Consider the following 23,504-nt stretch of genomic DNA (forward strand, 5'->3'; position numbering starts at 1 on the left):
CTCAGTATCGGCCGGGAACCTGAAAGTTGAACACGCCGGTGTCGAAGCGGTTGTACGCCTCGTAGTCAACCAGCTCGTAGAGGCGGGAGCGAGTCAACATGTTCTCCACCTGGGCCTCTTGCGTGCCATCCGCCCGGATGCTATCCAATGTACGTTCTGCAGCGCCCATGGCAATGCGCAGGAGGGTCACGGGATAGATCACGAGGTTGATGCCGACGCCCGCGAGCTCGTCGCGCGTGAAGAGCCGGCTCTTGCCGAACTCCGTCATGTTCGCCAGGACGGGCACGTCCACGGCACCGCGTATGGCCTTGAACTCCTCAAGGCTGCCCATGGCCTCGGGGAAGATGGCGTCCGCCCCGGCGTCGACGAGCGCCCGGGCACGCTCGACCGCGGCGTCGAGACCTTCCGCCGCGCGGATGTCCGTGCGCGCCATGATGAGGAAGTTCGGGTCGCGCCGTGCATCCGCGGCCGCCCGGACGCGCTGGAGGGCCGTGTCGAGATCGACCACGGCCTTGCCGTCGAGGTGGCCACACCGCTTCGGGTTCACCTGGTCCTCGATGTGCATGCCTGCGAGGCCCGCGTTCTCGAGCTCCTGGATGGTCCGGGCCACGTTCATGGCCTCGCCGAAGCCCGTGTCGGCATCGACGATCGCGGGAAGGCTGGTCATGCGGGCGATCTGCCCGGCACGGGTGGCGACCTCGGTGAGAGTCGTGAGGCCGATGTCCGGCAGGCCGAGGTCATTGGCCAGAACCGCGCCCGAGATGTACACGCCGGGGAAGCCCTTCTCCTCGATGAGCCGGGCAGAGAGGGGGCTGAAAGCGCCCGGGAACTGCTGGAGCGCGCCGGAGCCGAGGATCTCGCGCAGCCTGATCCTCTTCTGCTCGGGGGTGGTGGTCGAGTAGAGCATTGGCAGTCCTCTCAGAAGAGTCTCAGAAGAGACCGTGCGGCGCGGAGGCGAGGTCGATCACGCCCTCCTTAGCCACGATGTTGAGCTGGTCGAGGTCGCCGGCGCCGAGTTCGGGCAGGCGCTGGACGGCGCTGAGGAAGCGGTCGATCTCCTCAGGTGCGACGGATTCCGACGCGAGGGTGCGGAACTTCATGATGTACTGCTCGCGGCCGAACGGCCGGGCGCCGAGCGGGTGGGCGTCGGCAACGGCGATCTGGTCCTCGAGCACGGTCGCGTCGGTCAGCGTGATGACCACGGAGCCGCCGAACGCCTTCTCGGAGATGTCGAGCGAGTGGTACCGGCGGGTCCACTCCGGGTCCTCCTCGGTGGTGACCTTGTGCCACAGGGCCACCGTGTCGGGGCGGCCGGCGCGCTCGGGGGAGTAGGAGTCGACGTGGTGCCACGTGCCGTCCTGCAGCGCCACGGCGAAGATGTACGGGATCGAGTGGTCCAGCGTTTCGCGGGAAGCCGTGGGATCGTACTTCTGCGGATCGTTCGCACCGGAGCCGATCACGTAGTGCGTGTGGTGGCTCGTCCTGATGAGGATGCTGGCCACATTGTCCGGGTTGATGGCCTCGGGGTGCTCACGGTGCAGCTTGCGGGCGAGGTCGATCCAGGCCTGCGCCTGGTACTCGGCCGAGTGCTCCTTCGTATAGGTGTCCAGGATCGCGCGCTTCGCCTCGCCCTCTGCCGGGAGCGGAACCTCGTAGGCCGCGTCCGGTCCGTCCAGCATCCAGGCGATGACCCCGTCTTCGCCCTCGTAGATCGGCACAGGCGACGTCTGCCCGCGCATCGCGCGGTCCACGGCCTCGACGGCCATCTTCCCGGCGAATGCAGGGGCGTGGGCCTTCCACGTGGAGATCTCGCCCTTGCGCGACTGGCGGGTCGCCGTCGTCGTGTGGAGGGCCTGGCCCACTGCTTGGAAGATCGTCTCGATGTCGAGGCCCAGGAGCGTGCCGATGCCGGCTGCAGCCGACGGGCCGAGGTGGGCGACGTGGTCGATCTTGTGCTTGTGCAGGCTGATGGCCTTCACAAGGTCCACCTGGATCTCGTAGCCGGTGGCGATGCCGCGGATGAGGTCGCGGCCGGTGGAGCTCGCGTGCTGGGCGACCGCGAGGATCGGCGGGATGTTGTCTCCCGGGTGCGAGTACTCGGCAGCGAGGAACGTGTCGTGGTAGTCGAGTTCGCGCACGGCCACGCCGTTGGCCCATGCTGCCCATTCGGGGGAGACGCGGTCCGTGATCCCGTAGACCAGCGCGCCCTTGCCGCCGGACGACGGCGCGTGGCTGAGAGCCTGGGCGCGCGCGGCCACGATGGGGCCTCGGTTGAGGGAGGCGATCGCTACCGAGGCGTTGTCGATGATCCGGTTGATGATCATCTCGCTGACCTCGTCGCTGACCTCGACCGGGTCGGCAGCGACCTTGGCGATCTTGTGTGCGAGCTGCTCCTCGCGCGGCAGGTTCTCTTCGCTCTTGTAGACGCGGACCTTGTGCATCTCTACCATGTCAGACCTCTTCGGATGGTTAGGGGACAGCGTGGGTGGACTTGATGTGGTTCAGGCTGTTGTGCAGGTGGACGGCCGTTGCCGCTGCGGCCAGATGGGCGTTGCCGTCGGCGATGGCGCCCGCAATGGCGGCATGCTCTGACGCCGCCTGCCGCAGCCGTGCGGCGTCGTCCTTCGCGAGGCGGCGCACGCGGGTGAGGTGCACGCGCAGGCCCTCGAGGGACTGCGCGAGGAACGAGTTGGCGATCGAGGAGTCGATCGCATCGTCGAGCTGCGCGGCGAGGGCGTAGTACTCATGCCGCTGCGGGTCGTCGTCGGTCAGGAGAGTCGGCGCCGCGGCGAAGCGGTCGCGCAGGTCGGCGAACCGCTCATGGTCGCCCCGCAGCGCGGCAAGGGCAGCAGCCTTGGACTCGAGTGCCTCCCGCAGCTCGAACAGCTCGTCGACGTGGGCCAGGGAGATGTCGCTGACAACGACGCCCCGTCCCCGCTGGGCCGACGCGAGGCCTTCGGCGGTGAGGCGCGCGAGCGCTTCACGCAGCGGAGTCCTGGAGACCCCGAGCCGTTCGGACTGCTCGACCTCGCCGAGGACGGTTCCCGGGGGGAGGCGCCACTCGACGATATCCTCGCGGAGGGCGGCGTAGGCACGGTCACTGGCCTTCATCGCTGCCTCCTCGCCGAACTGCCCGGAATCTTTCCCCACGAGGGGCTATGTATACATTGACAGCGACCACTTGGAATTGCAAGCCGGTTCTTGGTGAAATTTTCGGATAAATGTATACATCGGCCTTGTCGAAGCGAGCGATGCTGGCCTAGTCTGGGCTCATCACGCCGAGGTGAGGAGCGCCACAGTGACCAACGCGAAGAGGGAGACGACGCCGTCCGCCTACGCCGAGCTCTACCGTAGGAGCATCGAGGACCCGGATGCCTTCTGGCTCGAGGCTGCGAAGGCGGTCGAGTGGGACGACGCGCCGTCCGCTGCGCTCGACTCCACCGAGCATCCGCTGTACCGATGGTTCCCCGGGGGCACCCTGAACACGGCGTACAACGCGCTCGACCGTCACGTCGCCGCCGGGCGCGGCGAGGCCGCAGCGCTCATCTACGATTCTGCTGTCCTGGGTGTCCAGCGCACGTACACCTACGCCGAGCTCACCGGCCTCGTGGCCCGGTTCGCTGGCGCCCTCGCCGCACAGGGCGTCGGGAAGGGCGACCGCGTGGTGCTCTACATGCCGATGATTCCCGAGGCCGCCATCGCGATGCTCGCGTGCGCGCGCCTCGGGGCTGTCCACTCCGTCGTCTTCGGCGGGTTCGCCCCTCGCGAGCTCGCGGCCAGGATCAGGGACGCACGTCCCAAGCTCGTGGTGACCGCCAGCGGAGGCATTGAGCCCAACCGCCGCGTCGAGTACCTCCCGATGGTCGCGGAGGCGCTTGAGATAGCGGAGATGCCCGAGACCGCGGTGGTGGTCAAGGTCCGGCCGGGCTTCGCGCATCAGCTGGCTGACTATCCCGAGTGGCAGGACTTCGACGCGCTGCTCTCTTCGGCCGAGCCCGCCGCTCCGGTCCCCGTCGCGGCCTCGGACCCGCTGTACGTCCTCTACACGTCCGGCACGACTGGAACACCCAAGGGTGTGCAGCGCGACAACGGCGGCCACGCCGTCGCCCTCGCCTGGACGCTGAAGAACCTCTACGGGGTCGGGCCCGGCGAGGTCATGTGGACGGCCTCCGACGTCGGGTGGGTCGTGGGGCACTCCTACATCGTCTACGGCCCGCTCCTCGCGGGCGCCACGACCGTCCTGTACGAGGGCAAGCCGGTGGGCACCCCGGACGCTGGCGCTTTCTGGCGCGTCGTCCGCGATCACGGTGTCAAGGTCCTCTTCACGGCCCCGACCGCCCTGCGCGCGATCCGCCGCGCGGACCCGGAGGCCGAGCTGCTGGACGGGTACGACATCTCCTCGCTCGTACGCCTCTACGCCGCCGGCGAGCGCCTCGATCCCGAGACATACCGGTGGGCGGGGGAGAAGCTCGGCGTCCCGGTCGTGGACCATTGGTGGCAGACCGAGACGGGATGGGCGATCTGCGGCAATCCCAGGGGCCTCGAGGACATGCCGCTCAAAGCAGGGTCCCCGTCAGTGCCGATGCCTGGTTACGACCTCGAGATCCTCGACAGCGCGGGCAACCCGGTCGAATCGGGAGAGGAGGGGAATATCGTGCTGCGCGTCCCGCTACCGCCTGGGACCCTCACCACCCTGTGGCACAACGATGAGCGCTTCATCGCCTCCTATCTGACGGCGTTCCCGGGCTACTACGCCACGGGCGACTCCGGATACCGGGACGCGGACGGCTACGTGTTCGTCATGGGCCGCACCGATGACATCATCAATGTGGCCGGACACCGGCTCTCGACGGGCGCCATCGAAGCCGTCCTCGCAGGGCATCCCTCGGTCGCAGAGTGCGCGGTGATCGGCCTCAAGGACTCGCTCAAGGGTCAACGCGCCGTCGGCTACGTGGTCCTCAAGGCGGGGGTGGAGGCGCGCGAGGAGGAGCTTGTGCCGGAACTCGTGACACTCGTGCGGCGGCAGATCGGACCGGTGGCGGACTTCAAGCAGGCGATTGTGGTGGATGCGCTGCCGAAGACCCGCTCCGGCAAGATCCTGCGCAAGACCATGCGCCAGATCGCCGATGGTGTGGAGTACAGTGTGCCGTCCACGATTGAGGACCCTTCCGTGATCGAGCGCCTCATTCCGGTTCTCAAGGGGGAATGACGCCGCAGGTTACTCATGGGTAACATGGCGGCATGCACCTGCTCCTCAGAACACTCCTCCTCCTGCTCGCCTCGCGCCGCCGACGCCCACTGAGCCTCTGGGCCACCTCGTCGCTGAAGATGCGCGTGCTCCCCACTGACATCGACGTGGCCATGCACCTCAACAACGGGATGTACTTCTCGCTCATGGACCTCGGCCGCTTCGACCTCATGGTCCGGGCCGGGGCGTGGGACCGCATGCGCGCGCGGGGCTGGAGCCCCGTGGTCAATCTCGAGACGATCACGTTCCGCAAGTCGCTGCAGCTGTGGCAGGCCTACACGATCGAGACCAAGATCGTCGGCTTCGACGAGAAGGCCATCTTCTTCGAACAGCGCATGGTGGCCGACAGCGAGGTCTACGCGCGTGCCTACCTCGCCACACGCCTCGTCTCCGCGCGCGGCCCCGTCTCCAACGAGGAGATCTTCGCCGAGACGGGACGCCCGCCCACGGGCCTCGTTCTGCCCGAGTTCCTCCACCGCTGGCGCGAGGAGAACGCGCTCCCGAGCACCCGGCGGCCTGCGCCGCACCTCTGGTAAGGGCTGCGCGCCGAGTCGGGTCGGCCGCACTGACGTGGTGCGGTGGATTTCACGGCCTGATCTGGGGCGTTGCGCGGAGCGCGCGAGCAGCCGAGCCATCCCTCATCCCGACGGCGTGCTAAGCGGCCAGTTCGCGGAACGCGGCGGTGAGCTGCGGGTATCGGAACTCGAATCCGGCGGACTTGAGGACCCCGGGCAGCGCCCGAATACTCTCCAGAGCCAGGGCGGGATTGGTGCGCAGGACGCCGGCCGCCGCTCGCAGGAGCGGGGCGGGAGCCGGGATGCCCACCGGAATGCCGACGAGCTCGCGGATGTGGGCCATCAGCTCCCGGTTCTGCACGGGATGCGGAGAGGTGGCGTTCACGACGCCGTTCGGCAGCTCGAGCGTTCCCTCGGCGGCAGAGAGGGGCAGGCCCAGGCCGGCTCGCACGGCCCTGAGCCAGTCGGTGATGTGGATCCAGCTGAACCATTGGGACCCGGTTCCGAGATGGCCGCCGGCACCGAGTCGAGCGGGCGTCGTGAGCCGGGAGAGGATCGCGGCGTCGCGCTCAATGATGACGGCGGTGCGCAGCACGATCGAGTTCGATGCCGCCGCGCCGTCGAAGGCGTCCTCCCACTCGCGCACTACTGCGGCCAGTCCTGGCACGTTCGACGGGGGAGGGGAAGACTCGTCCATGGGCTCGGGGGAGTCGCCGTAGATGCCGACGGCACTCTGCTGGACCCAGCGCTCCACCGCCCGGTTCCAGGTGCGGCTCGCCTCGACGAGCGCGCGGGTTGGTTCTACCCGCGAGGCTCGGAGCTTTTCGAGGTTCTCGGGGGTTCCCGGCCGGTCCAGGCTCAGCCCCACGAGGTTCACCAGGTTCAAGCGCTCCTCGGCGCCGAGCTGGGTGCTCCAGTCGCCAGCGCTCTTCCCATCCCAGACGATCTGGCGGAAGGGGGAAGGCCTGAACGAGTGGGTCAGGAGCGCCACGTCGTACCCCGAGCACACGAGGTCTGAGGCGAGCAGCGTTCCGAGGTAGCCGTTGCCCCCGGCGACGACAGTGAGCGGGCCGGGCCGCGCGGCGTCGTGCGAAGGACCCGGGCGTGCCGGAACTGCCAGGCGGTAGAGGCGCGCGCACTGGGCCGCGAAGCCGCGCACGAGCGGCTCGCCCGCGGTGAGGCCGAACTGCTGCTCGAGGGGGCCGTCGAGCGAGACGCGCTGCGTGAAGACGGTGCCGCCGTCGCGCTCCTCCAGCGACCACACGATGTCCTGGCCGCCGCCCGGCTGGGGCTGTCTGAGGACGAGACTGCGCCCGGGTTCCACGTGCGTGACGGTGAAGGCGGGGGCTGTGCGGCGGTGGAGGGCACCGAGCATGCGCCGCGAGGGAGCGTAATGGCCGGTGGCGCCCTCAGCGAGTGGGCCGTCGAGATCCGCCTCGGCGACCGCGGGGTTCCAGTCGGGCCAGCGGCGCAGGTCGCTCACTACGTCCCACAGCACGCCTGCCGGGAGCTGGAACCATTGCGAGGCCGTTCGATGCCAGGTCACCGTGCCAGTCTAGTGATCCGCCTCGCATTCCTCGGCAGCCCCTTCGGTAGTTCCCTCAGGGGTGCCGTCGATGGCGGCGATTGCGGCGGCGATGCGCGCGCAGGCCTCACCGAGCATGTCCTGCTGGTCGGGGGTGAGGGGATCGAAGACCGTCCGGCGGACGAACTCCACGTGTCCGGGAGCCGCCTCGACGATCGCGGCGCGGCCGGCCTCGGTAAGGTGGACGTCCTGTCCGCGGGCGTCGTCCGCGGAGCAGGTGCGGTGGATGAGCCCCTTGGCCTCCATCCGGCGCAGGATGTGGGAGAGCCGGCTGCGCTCCCAGCCGAGCTCGTGCGCGGCGGTGCCGGAACGCAGCACGCCGTTGGGGCATTCGGAGAGGGTAGCGAGCACGGAGTACTCGGGTCCGGACAGGTTCGATTCCCGGGTGAGCTGTCGGTCGATCGCGGGTGTGAGGCCCCACATGAGGCGGCGCAGTGCCAGCCAGACGTCTTTCTCGCGGTCGTCGAGCCAGCGCGGACGGACCTCGGTCTCAGCAGGCGTGGTCACAGGTGCTCCTTGGTCCCGAGGTGTATTTGACACATCAATTATGACGTGGTCTAGTTGAAACATCAAGTTTTGATTGATGCGTCAATAAGGAGTTCCCCTATGAGCAAGATCGCAGTCATCACCGGCAGCACGCGCCCCGGCCGCAACAACCGCCAGGTTGCCGAGTGGACCCTCGCCCGTGCGCAGGAGCGCCAGCCCGAGGTCGAGTTCGAGCTCGTCGACATCGCCGACTTCCACCTTCCGCTCCTGAACGAGGCCGTCCCGGCCGGCTACCAGCAGTACAGCAACGAGCACACCAAGGCGTTCTCGGCCCGCATCGACGAGTTCGACGGCTTCATCTTCGTCACGCCCGAGTACAACCACTCCGTCGCCCCGGCCCTCGCCAACGCGCTCTCCTACCTCAACGCGGAGTGGGCCAACAAGGCCGCCGGCATCGTCTCCTACGGCTCGGCATTCGGCGTCCGCGCCGTCGAGCACCTGCGCGCCATCCTCTCGGAGCTCCAAGTGGCCCACGTCCAGAAGACCGGGATGTTCTCCCTCTTCGGCGACTTCGAGAACTTCTCCACCTTCGCCCCGACCGAGCTGCAGGCCGCCTCTGTCGACCCGATGATCGACCAGCTCGTCAGCTGGACGAAGGCGCTCGAGACCGTTCGCGCGGCCGCTGCCGTCGCCTGATCGCACGCATCCGCTTCCCACGACGGCGGCACCCGGGTGAGCTTTCCGGCTCACCATGGGTGCCGCCGTCGTCTGTATCCCGGGGCCACCCCGGGTAGCCGCCAGCCCGGAACGCTGAGAGCATGGCTGTGGCGCGCCTCGGCGCCGCAGCGAAGGGAGTCAGACGTATGGACATTGCGCTCACTGGCGGAAGCGGCAAGCTGGGCCGCGTGGTGCTGGCCCATCTGCGCGAGGCGGGCCACGCCGTCTGGAACCTCGACATCGCGGGGGAGCGGGATCCCGGTTTCATCCGGACCGACCTCACAGACTACGGCCACGTCGCCGACGCACTCGCGGGCGTGGACGACCGCCACGACGGCCTCGATGCAGTAGTGCACCTCGGGGCCATCCCGGCTCCGGGCCTCGCGCCGGACACGGCCACGTTCCGCAACAACATGCTCTCCACCTACAGCGTGTTCCAAGGTGCCCGCCGCGCCGGGATCAAGCGGATCGTGTACGCCTCCAGCGAGACGGTGCTGGGCCTGCCTTTCGACACCCCGCCGCCGTACATCCCCGTCGACGAGGAGTATGAGGCGCGGCCAGAGAGCACCTACTCTCTCGTCAAGCACCTCGAAGAGCAGATGGCCATCCAGCTGTGCCGCTGGGGCCCCGAGCTGAGCATCAGCGCCTTCAGGTTCTCCAATGTCATGGTGCCTGAGGACTACGCCGCCTTCCCGTCCTTCGACGCGGATCCATTACAGCGGAAATGGAACCTGTGGGGATACATCGACGCCCGGGACGGTGCCCAAGCCGTCGAGCGGGCGCTCGAGGCGGCACGCCCGGGCTTCGAGGCCTACATCATCGCGGCCGCGGACACTGTCATGTCGCGCAGCTCGGCCTCGCTCGCGGAGGAGGTCTTCCCCGGCGTGCGGGTCACGAAGGACCTCGCCGAGCAGGAGACTCTCCTCGGCATCGACAAGGCCCGGAGGCTTCTTGGCTACGAGCCCCAGCATTCCTGGCGGCACCACGTCTGAGCCACTTCTCGTGCGGCCCTTCTGCACCCGACGAAGGGATTCCGATTTAGGATCCCAAATTGGGATCCCAAAAAGAACGCAGTTGCGCAGCGCCCGTTCGGGCAGGCTCCCACGGCATCCGGGAGCCACCTTCCCATCGTTGTGAAGGAGGACGCATGTCCCTTCGAGAAGAAACCACGGACCAGTCCGGCCCGGCTGCTGAGGGCGAGGCCCCAGGCAAGGCCAAGCGCAGCAATGTGCGCTGGAAGCTGTTCGTCCTGCTCCTCGTCCTGGTCACGGTCAACTACGTCGACCGCGGCTCCATCTCCGTGGCCCTGCCGATCATCCAGAAGGAGTTCAACCTCTCGCCTGAGCTCGTGGGCCTCCTGCTCTCGGCCTTCTTCTGGACCTACGCCTTCATGCAGGTCCCGGTCGGCTGGCTCATCGACCGCTTCGGCCCCCGGAAGGTCATCACCGCCTCCTGCGTCGGCTGGGGCGCGGCGACCGCGGCGTCGGGCATGGCTGGCGGCTTCGTGAGCATGTTCATCGCCCGCATGGGCATCGGCGTCGCCGAGGCCGGCATCATGCCGGCGGGCGGTAAGCTCAACGCTCTGTGGATGCACACCAAGGAGCGCGGCCGCGGCGCCACGATCCTCGACGCCGGGGCGCCCCTCGGGGCTGGCGTCGGCGGCATACTCATCACGTGGCTCATCGCGGCGGCGGGCGGCTGGCGCGCGGCGTTCGTCATTGCAGGCATCGCAACCGTGCTCCTCGGTTTCGCCACGTGGTGGTACATCCGCGACAACCCGCGAGCGCACAAGGCGGTCAACAACGCCGAGGCCGAGTACATCGAGGCCTCGCACCGTGCTGAGGACGAGGCGGCCAAGGCCGCCGGGAGCACCTCCCGCCGCGCCCTGCTTCCGTACCTCAAGTTCCGCTCCTTCTGGGCCATGTGCCTCGGCTGGCTCGGCTTCAACGGCGTGTTCTACGGCCTCCTCACCTGGGGCCCGCTCTATCTCTCCCAGGCGAAGGGCTTCGACCTCAAGACCATCGGCTGGTCCACCTTCGTGATCTTTGGAGCGGGTTTCATCGGCGAGATCCTCGGCGGCGCGCTTGCCGACAAGCTCCGCGGCCGCGGCCTCGGCGCGAACGTCGTCATGCGCACGCTCCTCGGCATCTCGAGCGTCCTCGTGGCCGGCGGCCTTGTGGCCGTCACGATCGTCCCCGACCCGATCACCGCCGTCGTGCTGCTCTCGGTCGTCCTCTTCTTCCTGCGCTGGGTCGGCCTCTTCTGGGCCGTCCCCGCAACCCTGGGCGGCCGCACGAACGCCGGCGTCCTGGGCGGGGCGATGAACCTTAGCGGCAACATCGCGGGCATGGTCACCCCGATCGCCGTCGGCTTCATCGTCGGCGCAACGGGAGGCTACACGTGGGCCCTGCTGTACTTCGTCGCCTCGGCGATCGTCATGGGCGTCTCGGTGCTGGCACTGGACTACAGCAAGCGCCTGCCCGTCTGATCCACGGAGGTGGGGGGCGCACGTGCCGCCCGCCCCCCACCTCCATGGTCGAATGGACCACGAGGGAGCCGCGCCGGACAGGCGCCGGCCACACACCACGAGGAGCGCTCCATGGCACAGCCAGTCGATGAATCCCTCCGCGATCGCCCTCTGCGGGAGGTCATCCGCGACACCCTCCGGACGAGGATCTTCGAGGGCTATTACGCCCCGGGGACCCGCCTCATCGAGCGTGACCTCGCCGCCGAATTCAATGTTTCGAGGCTCCCGGTCCGGGAGGCGCTGCGGATGCTCCTCCAGGAAGGGCTGCTCGCCGAGCGGGCCACCCGCGGCTCCGTCGTCGCCGGGCTCAGCGAGAAGGACGTCGAGGACCTCTTCGATGTGCGGGCCTCCCTCGAGGTGCTCGCGTGCCGCCTCGCCGCCCAGCGGGCTACGCCCGAGGACATGGCCAGGCTCGAGGCCCTCCTGGACGCAGCCGCGGACGCCCTCGCGCGGGGCAGCGTCAACGAGGCCCACCGCTACAACAGCGAGTTCCACGACGAGGTGACGGCCATCGCGGACAACCCCTTCCTCCGCACCGCCCTTGAGCCCCTCCAAGGCCGCATGCACTGGCTCTTCCGCCATGTGACAGACCTTCCCGAGCTGATCCAGGAGCACCGAGACCTGCTCGCGGCGATCGCGAGCGGAGACGCCGAGCGCGCCGCCGCCCAGTCCGCCAAGCACATCGGGAAGTACAGAGAACAGTATCCGGACACGGTCTGAACGTCCGGCACGGTCCAAGACCCAAGGAACACCCATGAGACTTCTTGTCATCAACCCCAACATCAGCGAGGACGTCACCGCACTGATCCGCTCGGAGGCGCAGCGTTCAGCGGCCCCCGGAACCGAGGTCGTCGTCCGCACCGCGGGCCACGGCGTCGAGTACATCGAGACACGCTTCGAATCGCTCGTCGCCGCGGGGGCTGTCGCCGAGATCATCGCCGAGCACGCCGCCGGGGACGCCGAGAACCGAGTCGACGGCGTCGTCGTTGCGGCCTTCGGCGATCCCGGAATGCCGGCCCTGAAGGAACTCGCTGACGTGCCCGTCGTCGGCATCACCGAGGCTGCGCTCTGCGCTGCAGCCCTCCAGGGCCAGCGCTTCTCGATCATCGCCATCTCGGACCGCATCACGGCCTGGTACCGCGACTGCGTCGAACGGTTCGGGTTCGGCGGCCGGCTCGCATCGATCCGCTCCATCAAGGGGGCCCTGCGCGGTATCGGCAGCGTCCAGGAAGACTTCCGCCCGACGCTGGTCGAGCTTGCGCGGCTTGCCGTCACGGAGGACGGGGCCGACGTCGTGATCCTCGCAGGCGCGCCGCTCGCAGGCCTGGCCCGGGACGTCGCGGACGAGATCCCCGTGCCGGTGGTCGATGGGATCGGCGCCGGGGTCCGGCTCGTCGAGGCCGTTGTCGGTCTTGCCTCCGGCTCCCATCGCGCAGGTTCCTTCGCAGCTCCTCCCCTCAAGCACCGTGCCGGACTCTCGCCAGCCCTCAACGCCGCCATCGATGCGGCGCAGTCTGCCCGCCTCGCTGTTTCCGGGACCGCCTCATGACTGTCGAACGTGTTCCCGACGTCGCAGACCTCGTCATTTCCGGCGGCCTCGTTGTCAACGCGACGGGAAGCCAGCACGCCCACGTGGTTGTCAATGGCGGACGGATCGCGGCAGTCGTTGACGCTGGTGAACCCGTCCCCGCGGCGAGCCGCGTGGTCGACGCCACCGGTCGCGCCGTGATCCCGGGCGGGATCGACGGCCACTGCCACGTCGCCCAGATCACCGGGCGCTTCCGCACGCTCGATGACTATGGCGTGACCTCCATGGCGGCGCTGTGGGGTGGCACGACGACGATCCTTGACTTCGGCATCCCCCGGGACTCCACCGAGACCCCGCTCGAGGCCGCGAGGAACAAGCTCGCGCTCGCCGCTGAGTCGCGGTGCGACGTCGCCCTCCACGGTTCGGTGATCGAATGGGACGAGACCGTGCCAGCCCAGCTCGAGGAGCTTGCGGCCCTCGGGATCCGGAGCGTGAAGATGTACATGACCAACCGGGGCACGACGATGGCGGACAACGACACGGTCCTCAAGGTCATGCGCGAGATGGTGCGGCTCGACGGGCTGACCTACATCCACGCCGAGCACGACGCCATCATCGCTGCCTGCACGCAGACCCATGCCGAGACGGGGGAGATCGGGATCGAGCACCTGCACGAGACCCGGCCAGAACTCGCCGAGGAGGCCTCAGTCCGTGAGGTCCTTGCGCTTGCCGAGTACACGGGCGCGCCGGTCTACTTCGTGCACCAGTCGACGCCCGGAGCCGTGGACCTCGTCGCGGAAGCCCGGGCACGCGGCATCGCGGCGTATTCCGAGACATGTCCCCATTACCTCGTCCTCGACGACGGCGTGTACTCCGCGCAGTTCCCGGAGTGGTACGCGTGCTGCCCGCCCATGCGCTCGCCGGAGACAGTCGCCGCAGTGCTCGAGCGCTTCGCAGAGGGATCGGTCCACACTGTCTCGAGCGACCACTCGTGCTATGACCTCACCCAGAAGCGCGAGCGAACCGACGACATCCGGCAGATGCCCCACGGCCTGCCAGGCGTCGAGACGCGCATGCCGGTGGCCTTCACGGCCCTCGCCGAGGGCTGGGAGGCGCAGGGCGCGCACGACGGCGCGGGCCTCCTCGAGCGGTTCGTCGAGCTGTTCACGGCGGGTCCGGCCCGGATCAACGCGCTCCCCGGCAAGGGCGCCATCGCCCCCGGCTACGACGCGGACCTGGTCGTGTTCGACCCGGCGGAGGCGCGCACAGTCGATGGTGAGGGACTCCACATGGGCACCGACTTCTCGCCGTTCCATGGGCGCCAGCTGCGGGGCTGGCCGAAGACAGTGGTCGCTGGCGGCCTGGTGGTCCTGGACGGGGACGGCTTCCACGATCCGGGCCCGGTCGGCCGATTCGTGCCCCGCGCGGGCCACCGCGCTTTCCAGACAGGGGCCTATATGGCCGTATCCCCGTCTCTCACGGAGGGCCACTGACCATGGTGCAGACAGCGCGGCCCCGCCGCATCGGCATGATCGTCCCCTCGTCCAATACCTGCCTCGAGCCCATGAGCTACCGGATCCTCGGCGGCCGCGAGGACGTGACGATCCATTCCACCCGGATTCCCGTGACCCGCATCGCCCTCGACGCCGGCTCCGACAGACAGTTCGACGTCGCCGGGATGCGTGCCGCTGCTCGGCTCCTCGCAACGGCGGACGCGGACGTCATTGCGTGGAACGGGACGTCCGGCTCATGGCTCGGGCTCGAGCACGATCGGGCGATCGCGGCCGAGCTCAGCGCGGCCACCGGAATCCCAGCGACCACGTCAACGCTCGCCTACTTCGATGCATTCGCCCAGTTCCGTACGGAGTCGATCGGCCTCGTCACGCCGTACACGCCGGACGTCAACGTCCAGGTCATCACCCGGTACGCGGAGGCGGGCATCCGCACCAGTGGCCATCACGCGCTCGGCCTGAGCGACAACGAGTCCTTCGCCCGCGTCGCGCCCCAGGAACTGGTGCCCGGTTCACTCGAGCTCGCTGCGCACCGTCCGGACGCCCTCGTCTTCCTGTGCACGAACCTCTACGGTGCGCCCGTCGCAGCCAAGCTCGAGGAACGAACCGGGGTGCCGGTGCTGGACTCCGTGGCCGTCACTCTCTGGCGATGCCTCCAGATGGCCGGTGCGCCCCTGCTGGATCCGCGGTGGGGGAAGCTGCTCGCATGACGGCCTGGGCGGGCTAGAGCCCCAAGACCCGCACCATCTCGTCGCGCAGGTGCTCCTGGCCTGCAACCGTTGGGTGATCGCCGTCGGCGCCCTCGAACTGGTCCCCGGCGAGCCAGTTCTCGGCGAGCGGATCGACGAACTCTGCCTTGGCCCGTGTGGCAGCAGACTTGAGGGCGTCCCTGATCGCAAGGCGCTCGGGCTCGGGCTCGTCGGTGAAAGCGGTCGGACCGACCATGACCACCCGGGCATCCGGCGCGGCGCTGCGCACCGACTCGACGGCCGCCACCGCTGCATCGGCGATATCCGCTGGGTCCTCGCCCCAGTCGTTCTCCGAACCGAAGAACACCACCACCCTGGTCTCAGGGGTGACGGCATCCGCCGCGTGCGAGCCGAACGTGCCGTCCTCTTCGCCGAGGGCGAGGTAGCCGTCGCCGTTCTCGGACGCGTTGACTACGTCGAGCCGGCCATGCTCCTGCTGGGAGAGGAGGTGTGGCCAGGCCCAGCCCGCAGCCGTCCCGTAGCCCGTACTGAGCGAATCGCCCACGACCACGACACGAACGGCAGGGGCGGCGCTTGCCGGTGCGGCGCCCTGATCGGCTGCCAAGAAGGTGCCTGTGAGGGCCGCGGCGAGCATGAGGGCGGCGCCGCTGAAGAGGGCGACGGACTCCGGTCGTCTCATGTCACCCTCCTTCCACACCTCGGCGCGGCGTATCCGTGCTGTGGGCGCTCTGTGATGGGCCCGTATCCAATCGTCCCAGACTTCTGCTGGAGGATTCTTGTCAGGAAGCTATGTTCCAGCTGAGGATCGGCAGCCTCAGCGCGGAGAAGTGTGCGGACGCGCCGGAGGGCCGGCAGCGGGATGCTGCCGACCCTCCAGGCGATCAGTGCTCTCCCTCACGGGAGGCCGCGAGGATCAGAGCGGGCGCACGTTCGCGGCCTGCAGGCCCTTGGGGCCCTGCTGCGTCTCGAACTCCACCTTCTGGCCCTCGAGGAGCTCGCGGTAGCCCTTCGACTCGATCGCGCTGAAGTGGACGAAGACGTCCGCAGTGTTGTCATCGGGGGCGATGAATCCAAAGCCCTTCTCGCTGTTGAACCACTTGACGGTGCCAGTTGCCAATTTGCCCTCCTAGGACAATACGGTCCCCGACTTTCGGGGGCCGCGATGCAGCGGTGTTCGTAGGACCGCAAGGCAGCAGGCACAACGTGAAACACAACGACTACAGGATCAACCGTACATGAGTGGCAACACAGGAGCGAGCGCCACGCGGCATGTTGTCACCCAATCGCAACCTGCTTCGCGGAGCTCAGTCAATGCCGAGCTCGACGTCCGGATTCTCCTCGTCGTCCAATTCGATCAGACGCCGTGGATCGTGCAGCGGGTCGAGCTCGTCCATCGTCTCCGGGTTGTCGCTCGACCCTTCCGGGGCCTGGCTGTCGCGGCCGTCCAGGGGCTCGGTGAGGTCGTCGTCCTCGGTATTGCCAAAGTCGAGGCTGTGAGTCATGTCGATCCTCTCTCTAGTCCCCTCTGGTGGTGTGGCCGAGCGTATCAGCCTGCGTCGAAGCGTTCGGCGTCGGCCGTGTCCGGGTCACGGTCGTTGCCTGACCCATCCGGGATGGCATCGACGTCGAGCACGATCGCCGTCTCCTCGACGGACGTCTCCTCGACCTCTTCGACGAGGCGATCGGCATCCTCGCTCATGGCGCCTCCCTTCCGTCGTCGAAAACCGCACCTGGAGTTCGGCACTGCAGCGGTTTCCTTGCTTCCAATCTAGGCCGGTCGCGACTGCTTGGACAGGAGGCCGAGGGCCGATCTTTTGCGCACTACGGGACTCCCACTGGACTCAGCCCGTCCACCGGTATTCGTTCTCGGGCCGCCCGGGCGTGCCGTATCGGGCTGAGCGCGAGACCTCGCCAGTCTCGGCAAGGTGCTCGAGGTAGCGTCGGGCCGTCACGCGGGAAACACCGACGGCGTCCGTGACCTCGGCCGCCGAGACCGCGCCGGTCCTGCCCCGCAGGAACTCGCGGATCGACTCGAGGGTGCCAGCGGACAATCCCTTGGGCAGCGGCCTCGCGACGGGCGCGCGCAGGGCGGCGAGGGCCTCGTCCACTGCCGCCTGCGAGGCCGGCCCGCCACTGCCGGCAAGCGTCTGGCGGTACACGCGGTAGTGCTCGAGGCGCTCGGCGAACGCCGCGAACGTGAAGGGCTTGATGAGGTACTGGACGACGCCCACCGAGATGGCCCGACGCACCACGGGCAGCTCCCGCACCGCCGTGATGGCGATGATGTCGACGGCGTGCCCGGCGGCCCTCATGCGGCGCCCCACGTCGAGACCGTGCAGGTCCGGGAGGTTCATGTCCAGCAGGAGCAGGTCTACGGGGGTTCCCGCAGCGTCGAGCTGCCCCGCCAGACGGAGCGCCGCGGCGCCGTCGTGCGCAGTTCCCACGTGCAGGAACCCCGGTACGCGCCCGACGTAGGCGGCATGCGCGTCCGCCGTGATGGGCTCGTCCTCGACCACGAGGACGCGGATCGGTGCGTAGGGCGCCGCGCGCGAGGTGGATTGGCTCATGCTGGCTGCTCCTTCCGGGGAACGACGATCGTGAAGACGGCGCCCGCGCGCCGGGAGACGGTGAGCGTCCCGCCAAGCCGCTCCACCGAGCGCTTGACGAGGGCGAGGCCGAGGCCGCGCCCGTGGCCTGCGTGGGGTTTGGTCGAATAGCCGTACTGCAGCACCTGCTCGGCCTCGCCCTCGGGGATGCCTGGGCCGGAATCGGCGACCTCGATCACCACCGACCCTTCATGGTCGACGACCTCGAGCGAGACCCAACGGGGCGGTGCGGCAGAAACGGCGGCGTCGATCGCGTTGTCGATCAGGTTGCCCACGATCGTGATGAGGTCCGTGGCCTCGATGCCCGACCCGGCTATCGAGGCCGTCGCCTCGGCATCCAGCCGCACACCGCGCTCATTGGCCTGCGCCGCCTTGCCCATGATGAGCGCCGCCAGGACGGGCTCGTCCACAGAGACCACGAGCTCATCGGCGAGCGATTGGCTCAGGCGCAGGTCATCTGTAGCGAAGGCGAGTGCGTGGTCGGTCCGCCCCAGCTCGAGGAGCGAGACGATCGCGTGCAGGCGATTGGCGTGCTCGTGGGTCTGGCTCCGGAGGGCGTCGGAGAGGGTGCGCATCGTCTCGAGCTCGCTCCCGAGAGCCTCGATCTCGGTCCGGTCGCGCAGCGTCGCGACTGCCCCTAGGACCCTGCTGCGCCGGCCCTCTTGGGACACGGCGGGCTCCTGATTGACCACAAGCACGCGCTCGCCGGTCAGGTGGATTTCGTCACGGGCCGTCCGGCCGCTCGCGAGGAGTTCCCCCAGGCTGCCCGGGATGCCGAGCTCGCCCGGGCTCGGGAGCGGCGAACGGGAGAGCGGTGCGGGACGGAGCATGTAGCTGCGCGGGGCGTCCTCGTCCACGGCGATTCCGAGCAGGCGGGAGGCTTGGTCGTTGCGGATCACGACGCGCCCCTTGCCGTCCACGAGGATCACCCCCTCGCGCACCGAGTGGAGCACCGACTCGTAGTAGGCGAAAAGCTGCCCGAGCTGCTCGGGACCGTACCCTCGCGTCACCCGCGAGAGGTACCTCCCAACCGCGAGCGCGCCGAGCGAGCCGAGGGCCAGCACCACCGCTGCGATCGCCAGAAGCGCGGGAAGCCGGCCGGCGGTGGCCACCTCGATCGCGCTCACCTTCACTCCCGCCGCGACCATCCCGACCACCGTGTCGCCGTCCTTGATCGGCACGATCGTGCGTACGGACGGTCCCAGAGTGCCCTCGGTCTGCTCTGTGTGGGGGCGGCCGGCGAGCGCCTCGTCGACGCTGCCGATGTACTTTCCGCCGATCTGCTCGGGGTTCACGTGCGTCCACCGCGTCCGGTCTGGGGCCATGATCGTGACGAAGTCGAGGCTCGCGTCCTGGGTGACCTGGAGCGCGTACGGCTGGAGGACCGGCGTCGGGTCCACGGCGGCGGCGCCCTTCGCTGCGTCGCGCACGAACGGACTGTCCGCGATCGCCGAGGCTGCCGCGAGCGTGCGCCTGCCCGCCTGGTCGTGGGACTGGTCGCGGGCGTCGACGTACATGGCGGTGCCGATGAAGGCCGTGAGCACGACCACCGCGAGCACGAGCACCCAGAGCATTCGGGCCGCGAGGCTCAGCGGACGCATCCGGGCCCCTTTCGTCGCGCGGTCCTGTCTCGGGCTGTGACCAATATGACCGCAACGGTGAGATCGCTCACAGCATCGGCCAGAGTGGAACGTGAAGCGGCCCACATGCGGCCACTTGTCAAGGTATCAAGTCAACTGAACCCATCGAAGGAGTACTCCGTGGCAATGTCGCCAACGGCACGCGAGGCGGCGCCGGGCAAGAAGAAGTCCGTCGACCGCACGCACTGGCTCTACATCGCCGTCGTCGTCGCAGTCGTGCTCGGCGTCGTCGTCGGCCTGGTGTTCCCGGGCAAGGACGGCTTCGCTGCGAGCCTCAAGCCGCTCGGCGACGGATTCGTCGCGCTCATCAAGATGATGATCGCCCCGGTTATCTTCTGCACGATCGTCCTCGGCATCGGCTCGATCGCCAAGGCGGCCACGGTGGGGAAGGTCGGCGGACTGGCCCTCCTCTACTTCATGGTGATGAGCACGTTCGCCCTCGCGATCGGCCTCGTGGTCGGCAACCTTGTCCATCCCGGAGAGGGCCTGAACCTCAAGGACGCCACCTACAAGGCAACCCAGTCCGCGGACACCACGGACTTCCTGTTGGGCATCATCCCCAAGACGCTGATGTCCTCCCTGACCTCGGGCGAGATCCTCCAGACGCTCTTCGTCGCGCTCCTCGTGGGCTTCGCGCTCCAGCGCATGGGCAAGACCGGCAAGCTCCTGCTGGACTTCATCGCCCAGGCCCAGGCGCTCGTGTTCCGGATCCTCATCATGGTCATGTGGCTCGCCCCGATCGGGGCCTTCGGCGCGATCGCCGCGGTGGTCGGCGCAACCGGCTGGAAGGCCGTACTGAGCCTGCTGACCCTCATGGTCGCGTTCTACATCACGTGCATCCTGTTCATCGTCTTCATCCTCGGCACGATCCTCAAGGTCGTCTCCGGCGTGAACATCTTCAAGCTCATGAAGTACCTGGGCCGCGAGTACCTCATCATCGTCTCGACCTCCTCCTCCGAGGCTGCCCTGCCGCGCCTCATCGCGAAGATGGAGCATCTGGGCGTGTCCAAGCCCGTGGTCGGCGTGACCGTTCCGACCGGGTACTCATTCAACCTCGACGGCACGGCGATCTACCTCACGATGGCTTCCCTCTTCATTGCGACCGCGATGGGCCAGCCACTCGCGCTCGGCGAGCAGATCGGGCTCCTGGTGTTCATGATTATCGCTTCCAAAGGCGCCGCGGGTGTATCCGGTGCTGGTCTCGCGACTCTCGCCGGCGGTCTCCAGGCCCATGCCCCGCAGCTGGTGGGCGGCGTCTCGTTCATCGTCGGCATTGACCGCTTCATGTCCGAGGCCCGCGCGCTGACCAACTTCACCGGCAACGCGGTGGCCACAGTCCTCATGGGCACCTGGACCAAGGAGATCGACTCCGATCGGGCCACCGAGGTCCTCTCGGGCCGGCGCCCGTTCGATGAGACCACGATGATCGCCGGCCACGGCCATGGCGGCGAGCCCGAGGTCGAGGACGGGCCAGGGACCGAGGGCAAGAGAGAGGATCTCGCCCGGGCCTGAGCCGCCCTTGTCCCCATCACACTCCGACGTGCGACGGCGGGTGGGTCACCTCCCCAAGGTGGCCCATCCGCCGTCGTGCGCCCCGCCGCAGTGAGGCCGCCTCCGATGATGAGGGGTCATTTCCCTGATGGGGTCACGTCCTCGGTGAAGGGCACTTTCCTGAGGCGAGTGTCCGCGCCTCGCCACGCAGGCGTACAGGTCTCGCCAGTCTCGTCGCCGCGCAAGGGCAACTCGCCCTAGATATCCTCGAGACGCGCCGCTCGCGCGGGGCTCCGTGGTGAGACCTGGAGGGGCCGATGGTGAATCCTCCACGCTCTGCGGGACACGCGAAAGCACGCGGACCATGGCCGCCACTCTAGGAAGGCGACCCCTCAACCTTTAAGTTCCAGTTGAAGGTGAGGCGCGCCGAAAGGCCGCTTGTCAAGGTTCACGGGATGCGTGTTGCCCGGTGTGTAGGCTGGGGTGTCAAGAGGGCGCAGGCACGCGAAAAGCCGCTAACGAATCGAAAGTGTGGATGGATACGTGAGCACAGAGCAGAGCGCAGCGACTCTGGACGGCATCTCTGACCGCCTCGTCGAGGCAAGGGGCGAGGCGGACGGCAGGGCGGAGCTCGGACCGACCGGCCGGCCGCTGCGGGAGTTCCCCGTGCCCGTTCCGCTGGAATCCCATGGACCCGCGCGCATCATTGCGATGGTGAACCAGAAGGGCGGCGTCGGCAAGACGACGTCGACCATCAATCTCGCCGCCGCCCTCGCCGAATACGGCCGGAAGGTCCTCCTCGTCGACTTCGACCCGCAGGGCGCGCTGTCGGCAGGCCTGGGCATCAACCCCCACGAGCTCGACACGACCATCTACAACGTGATGATGGAGCGCCACGTCGACGTGCGCCAGGCAATCCGCACCACCGATGAGCCCAACGTGGACCTTCTGCCAGCCAACATCGACCTCTCCGCCGCCGAGGTCCAGCTCGTCACCGAGGTGGCACGGGAGCAGGTCCTCGCGAGCGCGCTGCGCAACGTCGAGGACGAGTACGATGTCATCCTCATCGACTGCCAGCCCTCCCTCGGCCTCCTCACCGTCAACGCGCTCACCGCCGCACACGGCGTGATCATCCCGCTGATCTGCGAGTTCTTCGCCCTCCGCGCCGTCGCGCTGCTCGTGGAGACCATCGAGAAGGTCCAGGACCGGCTCAACCCACGGCTCACCGTGGACGGCGTGCTCGCCACGATGTACGACGCCCGCACGCTGCACAGCCGCGAGGTCCTGGCCCGGCTCGTCGAGGCGTTCGGCGACAAGGTCTTCGAGACCGTCATCAAGCGCACCATCAAGTTCGCGGATGCGACGGTCGCCGCCGAGCCCATCACGCGCTATGCATCCAACCACCCGGGCGCCGAGGCGTACCGCAGGCTGGCCCGTGAGCTCGTGGCCCGCGGTGGGGCTCCCTGACACCGAGCCGGCCAACGCTGGCACCACCGGGTTCGAGGTCCGGCTCACCAACTTCACGGGGCCGTTCGACCTCCTGCTCGGCCTCATCGCCAAGCACCGCCTCGACATCACCGAGGTGGCGCTCGCGACCGTCACCGATGACTTCATCGCCTACACGCGCGCGCTCCAGGCCAATGGCGAGGACTGGGCCCTCGACGAGGCCAGCGAGTTCCTCGTGATCGCGGCAACTCTGCTGGATCTGAAGGCCGCACGGCTCCTGCCCGCGGGTGAGGTCGAGGACGAGGAGGACGTGGCGCGGCTCGAGGCCCGCGACCTTCTCTTCGCGAGACTCCTGCAGTACAAGGCGTTCAAGGAGATTGCCGGGATCTTCGCCGAGACGCTCGAGGCCGAGGGCCGCAGATTCCCGCGGTCCGTGACACTCGAGCCGGGGTTCGCGGCACTGCTGCCCGAGCTCGTGTGGCGGCATACGCCCGAGGATTTCGCGGCCCTCGCCGCGAAGGCATTCGCCCCGAAGGAGGCCCCGGCGCGCGAGGTCGGGATCGACCACCTGCACGCGCCGCCCGTGAGTGTGCGCGAACAGGCCGAGCTACTCGGTCTCCGGCTGCAGGCCGCGGGTCCCCTGAGCTTCCGGGCGCTGACGGCCGACGCCGAGTCGCGCCTCGTGGTCGTGGCCCGCTTCCTCGCGCTGCTGGAGCTGTTCCGCGACAGGGCCGTCGCGTTTGAACAGGCTGCACCTCTGGCCGAGCTGAGCGTGCGCTGGACTGCGGAAGAGGACTGGACGTCGGAGAGGGTCGGCGAGGAGTACGACGACGCCGGGTTACCGGCCGAGGCGGGCCTCACCGGGGCGGGGGCCACCGCAGCGACAGCCGCTGGCGGGGAAGCTTCGGACAGGGCGTGAGCGCAGGGAGGAACAGCATGCAGACTGAGGACCGGATCGCAGCCGCGCTCGAGGCGGTGCTCATGGTCGTGGACGAGCCTGTGGGCGCGGCCGAGCTGGCTGCGACGCTCGGGGTGCCCCAGCCCGACGTCGAGAAGGCCCTCACCGGGCTCGCAGCCGAGTACACCGAGCAGGGGAGGGGCTTCGAGCTGCGGGCCGTGGCCGGCGGGTGGCGCTTCTACTCACGCCCGGACTTCGCGGAGGTCGTGTCCCGGCACGTCCTCGAGGGCCAGAGTGCCCGGCTGACGCAGGCCGCGCTCGAGACCCTCGCGGTGATCGCCTACCGCCAGCCCGTCGGCCGTTCCCGTGTCGCGGCCATCCGCGGTGTCAACGTCGACTCGGTCGTCAAGACGCTCGTAGCCCGCGGGCTCGTCGAGGAGGTGGGAACCGATCCTGAGTCAGGTGCGATCCTGTACCAGACGACGTCCTACTTCCTCGAGCGGCTCGGAATCGGCTCGGTGGCGGAGCTGCCGAGGCTCTCCCCGCACCTGCCGGGGCTCGACGAGCTGGGATCCTTCGACGCCGCCTACTGACGG

The 23,504-nt window shown here is 68.5% G+C and carries 24 protein-coding genes; 13 read left to right on the top strand and 11 right to left on the bottom strand.

Features of this window, described 5'->3' with window-relative positions; all coding sequences use genetic code 11:
* Position 1: 1 nt before the first annotated feature.
* The 3 genes from prpB to LF262_RS14500 are packed head-to-tail and all read right to left on the bottom strand — an operon-like array spanning position 2 to position 3,111.
* On the bottom strand, positions 2-907 hold the full coding sequence (gene prpB / locus LF262_RS14490) for a methylisocitrate lyase (RefSeq protein WP_235781112.1): 906 nt from the start codon (positions 905-907) through the stop codon (positions 2-4).
* A 22-nt stretch (positions 908-929) separates the two neighbouring features.
* The gene (locus tag LF262_RS14495) at positions 930-2,450 is read right to left on the bottom strand and encodes an MmgE/PrpD family protein (protein ID WP_235781113.1); all 1,521 of its coding nucleotides are present in this window, start codon (positions 2,448-2,450) and stop codon (positions 930-932) included.
* A gap of 19 nt (positions 2,451-2,469) precedes the next feature.
* The gene (locus LF262_RS14500; protein WP_235781114.1) at positions 2,470-3,111 is read right to left on the bottom strand and encodes a GntR family transcriptional regulator; all 642 of its coding nucleotides are present in this window, start codon (positions 3,109-3,111) and stop codon (positions 2,470-2,472) included.
* A gap of 187 nt (positions 3,112-3,298) precedes the next feature.
* Between LF262_RS14500 and LF262_RS14505 the strand changes: the two genes are divergently transcribed.
* Together LF262_RS14505 and LF262_RS14510 are read left to right on the top strand one after the other, a co-directional pair.
* Positions 3,299-5,209, top strand: coding sequence for a propionyl-CoA synthetase (locus LF262_RS14505; RefSeq protein WP_308190543.1), 1,911 nt, complete (start codon positions 3,299-3,301; stop codon positions 5,207-5,209).
* Positions 5,210-5,241: 32 nt separating this feature from the next.
* A complete protein-coding gene (locus LF262_RS14510) occupies positions 5,242-5,784 on the top strand; it encodes an acyl-CoA thioesterase (protein WP_235781115.1) in 543 nt (180 codons plus the stop codon).
* A 118-nt stretch (positions 5,785-5,902) separates the two neighbouring features.
* On the opposite strand, the gene LF262_RS14515 is transcribed toward LF262_RS14510, so the two are convergent.
* The gene (locus LF262_RS14515) at positions 5,903-7,309 is read right to left on the bottom strand and encodes a DUF1731 domain-containing protein (protein WP_235781116.1); all 1,407 of its coding nucleotides are present in this window, start codon (positions 7,307-7,309) and stop codon (positions 5,903-5,905) included.
* A gap of 9 nt (positions 7,310-7,318) precedes the next feature.
* The gene (locus tag LF262_RS14520; protein WP_235781117.1) at positions 7,319-7,855 is read right to left on the bottom strand and encodes a MarR family winged helix-turn-helix transcriptional regulator; all 537 of its coding nucleotides are present in this window, start codon (positions 7,853-7,855) and stop codon (positions 7,319-7,321) included.
* Between the two features lie 99 nt (positions 7,856-7,954).
* On the opposite strand from LF262_RS14520, the gene LF262_RS14525 reads away from it, so the two are divergent.
* From LF262_RS14525 to LF262_RS14555, 7 genes are all read left to right on the top strand, one after another.
* Positions 7,955-8,530, top strand: coding sequence for an NADPH-dependent FMN reductase (locus LF262_RS14525; protein WP_235781118.1), 576 nt, complete (start codon positions 7,955-7,957; stop codon positions 8,528-8,530).
* A 167-nt stretch (positions 8,531-8,697) separates the two neighbouring features.
* Positions 8,698-9,543, top strand: a complete 846-nt coding sequence (locus tag LF262_RS14530) for an NAD-dependent epimerase/dehydratase family protein (protein ID WP_235781179.1) — start codon at positions 8,698-8,700, stop codon at positions 9,541-9,543.
* Between the two features lie 155 nt (positions 9,544-9,698).
* Complete coding sequence (locus LF262_RS14535; RefSeq protein ID WP_235781119.1) at positions 9,699-11,039, top strand: MFS transporter; 1,341 nt, start codon at positions 9,699-9,701, stop codon at positions 11,037-11,039.
* 111 nt (positions 11,040-11,150) lie between these two features.
* On the top strand, positions 11,151-11,798 hold the full coding sequence (locus LF262_RS14540) for a GntR family transcriptional regulator (protein ID WP_235781120.1): 648 nt from the start codon (positions 11,151-11,153) through the stop codon (positions 11,796-11,798).
* A gap of 34 nt (positions 11,799-11,832) precedes the next feature.
* On the top strand, positions 11,833-12,627 hold the full coding sequence (locus tag LF262_RS14545; RefSeq protein WP_235781121.1) for an aspartate/glutamate racemase family protein: 795 nt from the start codon (positions 11,833-11,835) through the stop codon (positions 12,625-12,627).
* Positions 12,624-14,099, top strand: a complete 1,476-nt coding sequence (locus LF262_RS14550; protein ID WP_235781122.1) for a dihydroorotase — start codon at positions 12,624-12,626, stop codon at positions 14,097-14,099. The genes LF262_RS14545 and LF262_RS14550 overlap by 4 nt, the downstream gene beginning before the upstream one ends.
* Positions 14,100-14,101: 2 nt before the next feature.
* On the top strand, positions 14,102-14,827 hold the full coding sequence (locus LF262_RS14555; RefSeq protein ID WP_235781123.1) for a maleate cis-trans isomerase family protein: 726 nt from the start codon (positions 14,102-14,104) through the stop codon (positions 14,825-14,827).
* A 13-nt stretch (positions 14,828-14,840) separates the two neighbouring features.
* Here LF262_RS14555 and LF262_RS14560 read toward each other — a convergent pair whose 3' ends face one another.
* The 6 genes from LF262_RS14560 to LF262_RS14585 all read right to left on the bottom strand — a co-directional run bounded on the left by LF262_RS14560 (position 14,841) and on the right by LF262_RS14585 (position 19,034).
* On the bottom strand, positions 14,841-15,506 hold the full coding sequence (locus LF262_RS14560) for an SGNH/GDSL hydrolase family protein (RefSeq protein WP_235781124.1): 666 nt from the start codon (positions 15,504-15,506) through the stop codon (positions 14,841-14,843).
* A gap of 234 nt (positions 15,507-15,740) precedes the next feature.
* Positions 15,741-15,944: a cold-shock protein gene (locus tag LF262_RS14565; protein ID WP_235781125.1), complete on the bottom strand. Its 204-nt coding sequence runs from the start codon at positions 15,942-15,944 to the stop codon at positions 15,741-15,743.
* 187 nt (positions 15,945-16,131) lie between these two features.
* The gene (locus LF262_RS14570; RefSeq protein ID WP_235781126.1) at positions 16,132-16,329 is read right to left on the bottom strand and encodes a hypothetical protein; all 198 of its coding nucleotides are present in this window, start codon (positions 16,327-16,329) and stop codon (positions 16,132-16,134) included.
* Between the two features lie 44 nt (positions 16,330-16,373).
* Positions 16,374-16,526 (bottom strand): hypothetical protein, encoded by a 153-nt coding sequence (locus tag LF262_RS14575; RefSeq protein WP_235781127.1) that lies wholly within the window; start codon positions 16,524-16,526, stop codon positions 16,374-16,376.
* 142 nt (positions 16,527-16,668) lie between these two features.
* A complete protein-coding gene (locus tag LF262_RS14580; protein WP_235781128.1) occupies positions 16,669-17,394 on the bottom strand; it encodes a response regulator in 726 nt (241 codons plus the stop codon).
* Complete coding sequence (locus LF262_RS14585; protein ID WP_235781129.1) at positions 17,391-19,034, bottom strand: sensor histidine kinase; 1,644 nt, start codon at positions 19,032-19,034, stop codon at positions 17,391-17,393. The genes LF262_RS14580 and LF262_RS14585 overlap by 4 nt, the downstream gene beginning before the upstream one ends.
* Positions 19,035-19,199: 165 nt before the next feature.
* On the opposite strand from LF262_RS14585, the gene LF262_RS14590 reads away from it, so the two are divergent.
* From LF262_RS14590 to scpB, 4 genes are all read left to right on the top strand, one after another.
* Positions 19,200-20,585 (top strand): cation:dicarboxylate symporter family transporter, encoded by a 1,386-nt coding sequence (locus tag LF262_RS14590; protein WP_235781180.1) that lies wholly within the window; start codon positions 19,200-19,202, stop codon positions 20,583-20,585.
* A 522-nt stretch (positions 20,586-21,107) separates the two neighbouring features.
* Entirely contained in the window at positions 21,108-22,031 is a 924-nt protein-coding gene (locus LF262_RS14595) for a ParA family protein (protein WP_372462785.1), read from the top strand.
* Positions 21,955-22,929 (top strand): segregation and condensation protein A, encoded by a 975-nt coding sequence (locus LF262_RS14600; RefSeq protein WP_372462786.1) that lies wholly within the window; start codon positions 21,955-21,957, stop codon positions 22,927-22,929. The genes LF262_RS14595 and LF262_RS14600 overlap by 77 nt, the downstream gene beginning before the upstream one ends.
* 17 nt (positions 22,930-22,946) lie before the next feature.
* The gene (gene scpB / locus LF262_RS14605; protein ID WP_235781131.1) at positions 22,947-23,501 is read left to right on the top strand and encodes an SMC-Scp complex subunit ScpB; all 555 of its coding nucleotides are present in this window, start codon (positions 22,947-22,949) and stop codon (positions 23,499-23,501) included.
* Positions 23,502-23,504 lie beyond the last annotated feature (3 nt).

The organism is Sinomonas notoginsengisoli (assembly GCF_021554725.1).
GTDB lineage: Bacteria > Actinomycetota > Actinomycetes > Actinomycetales > Micrococcaceae > Sinomonas > Sinomonas notoginsengisoli.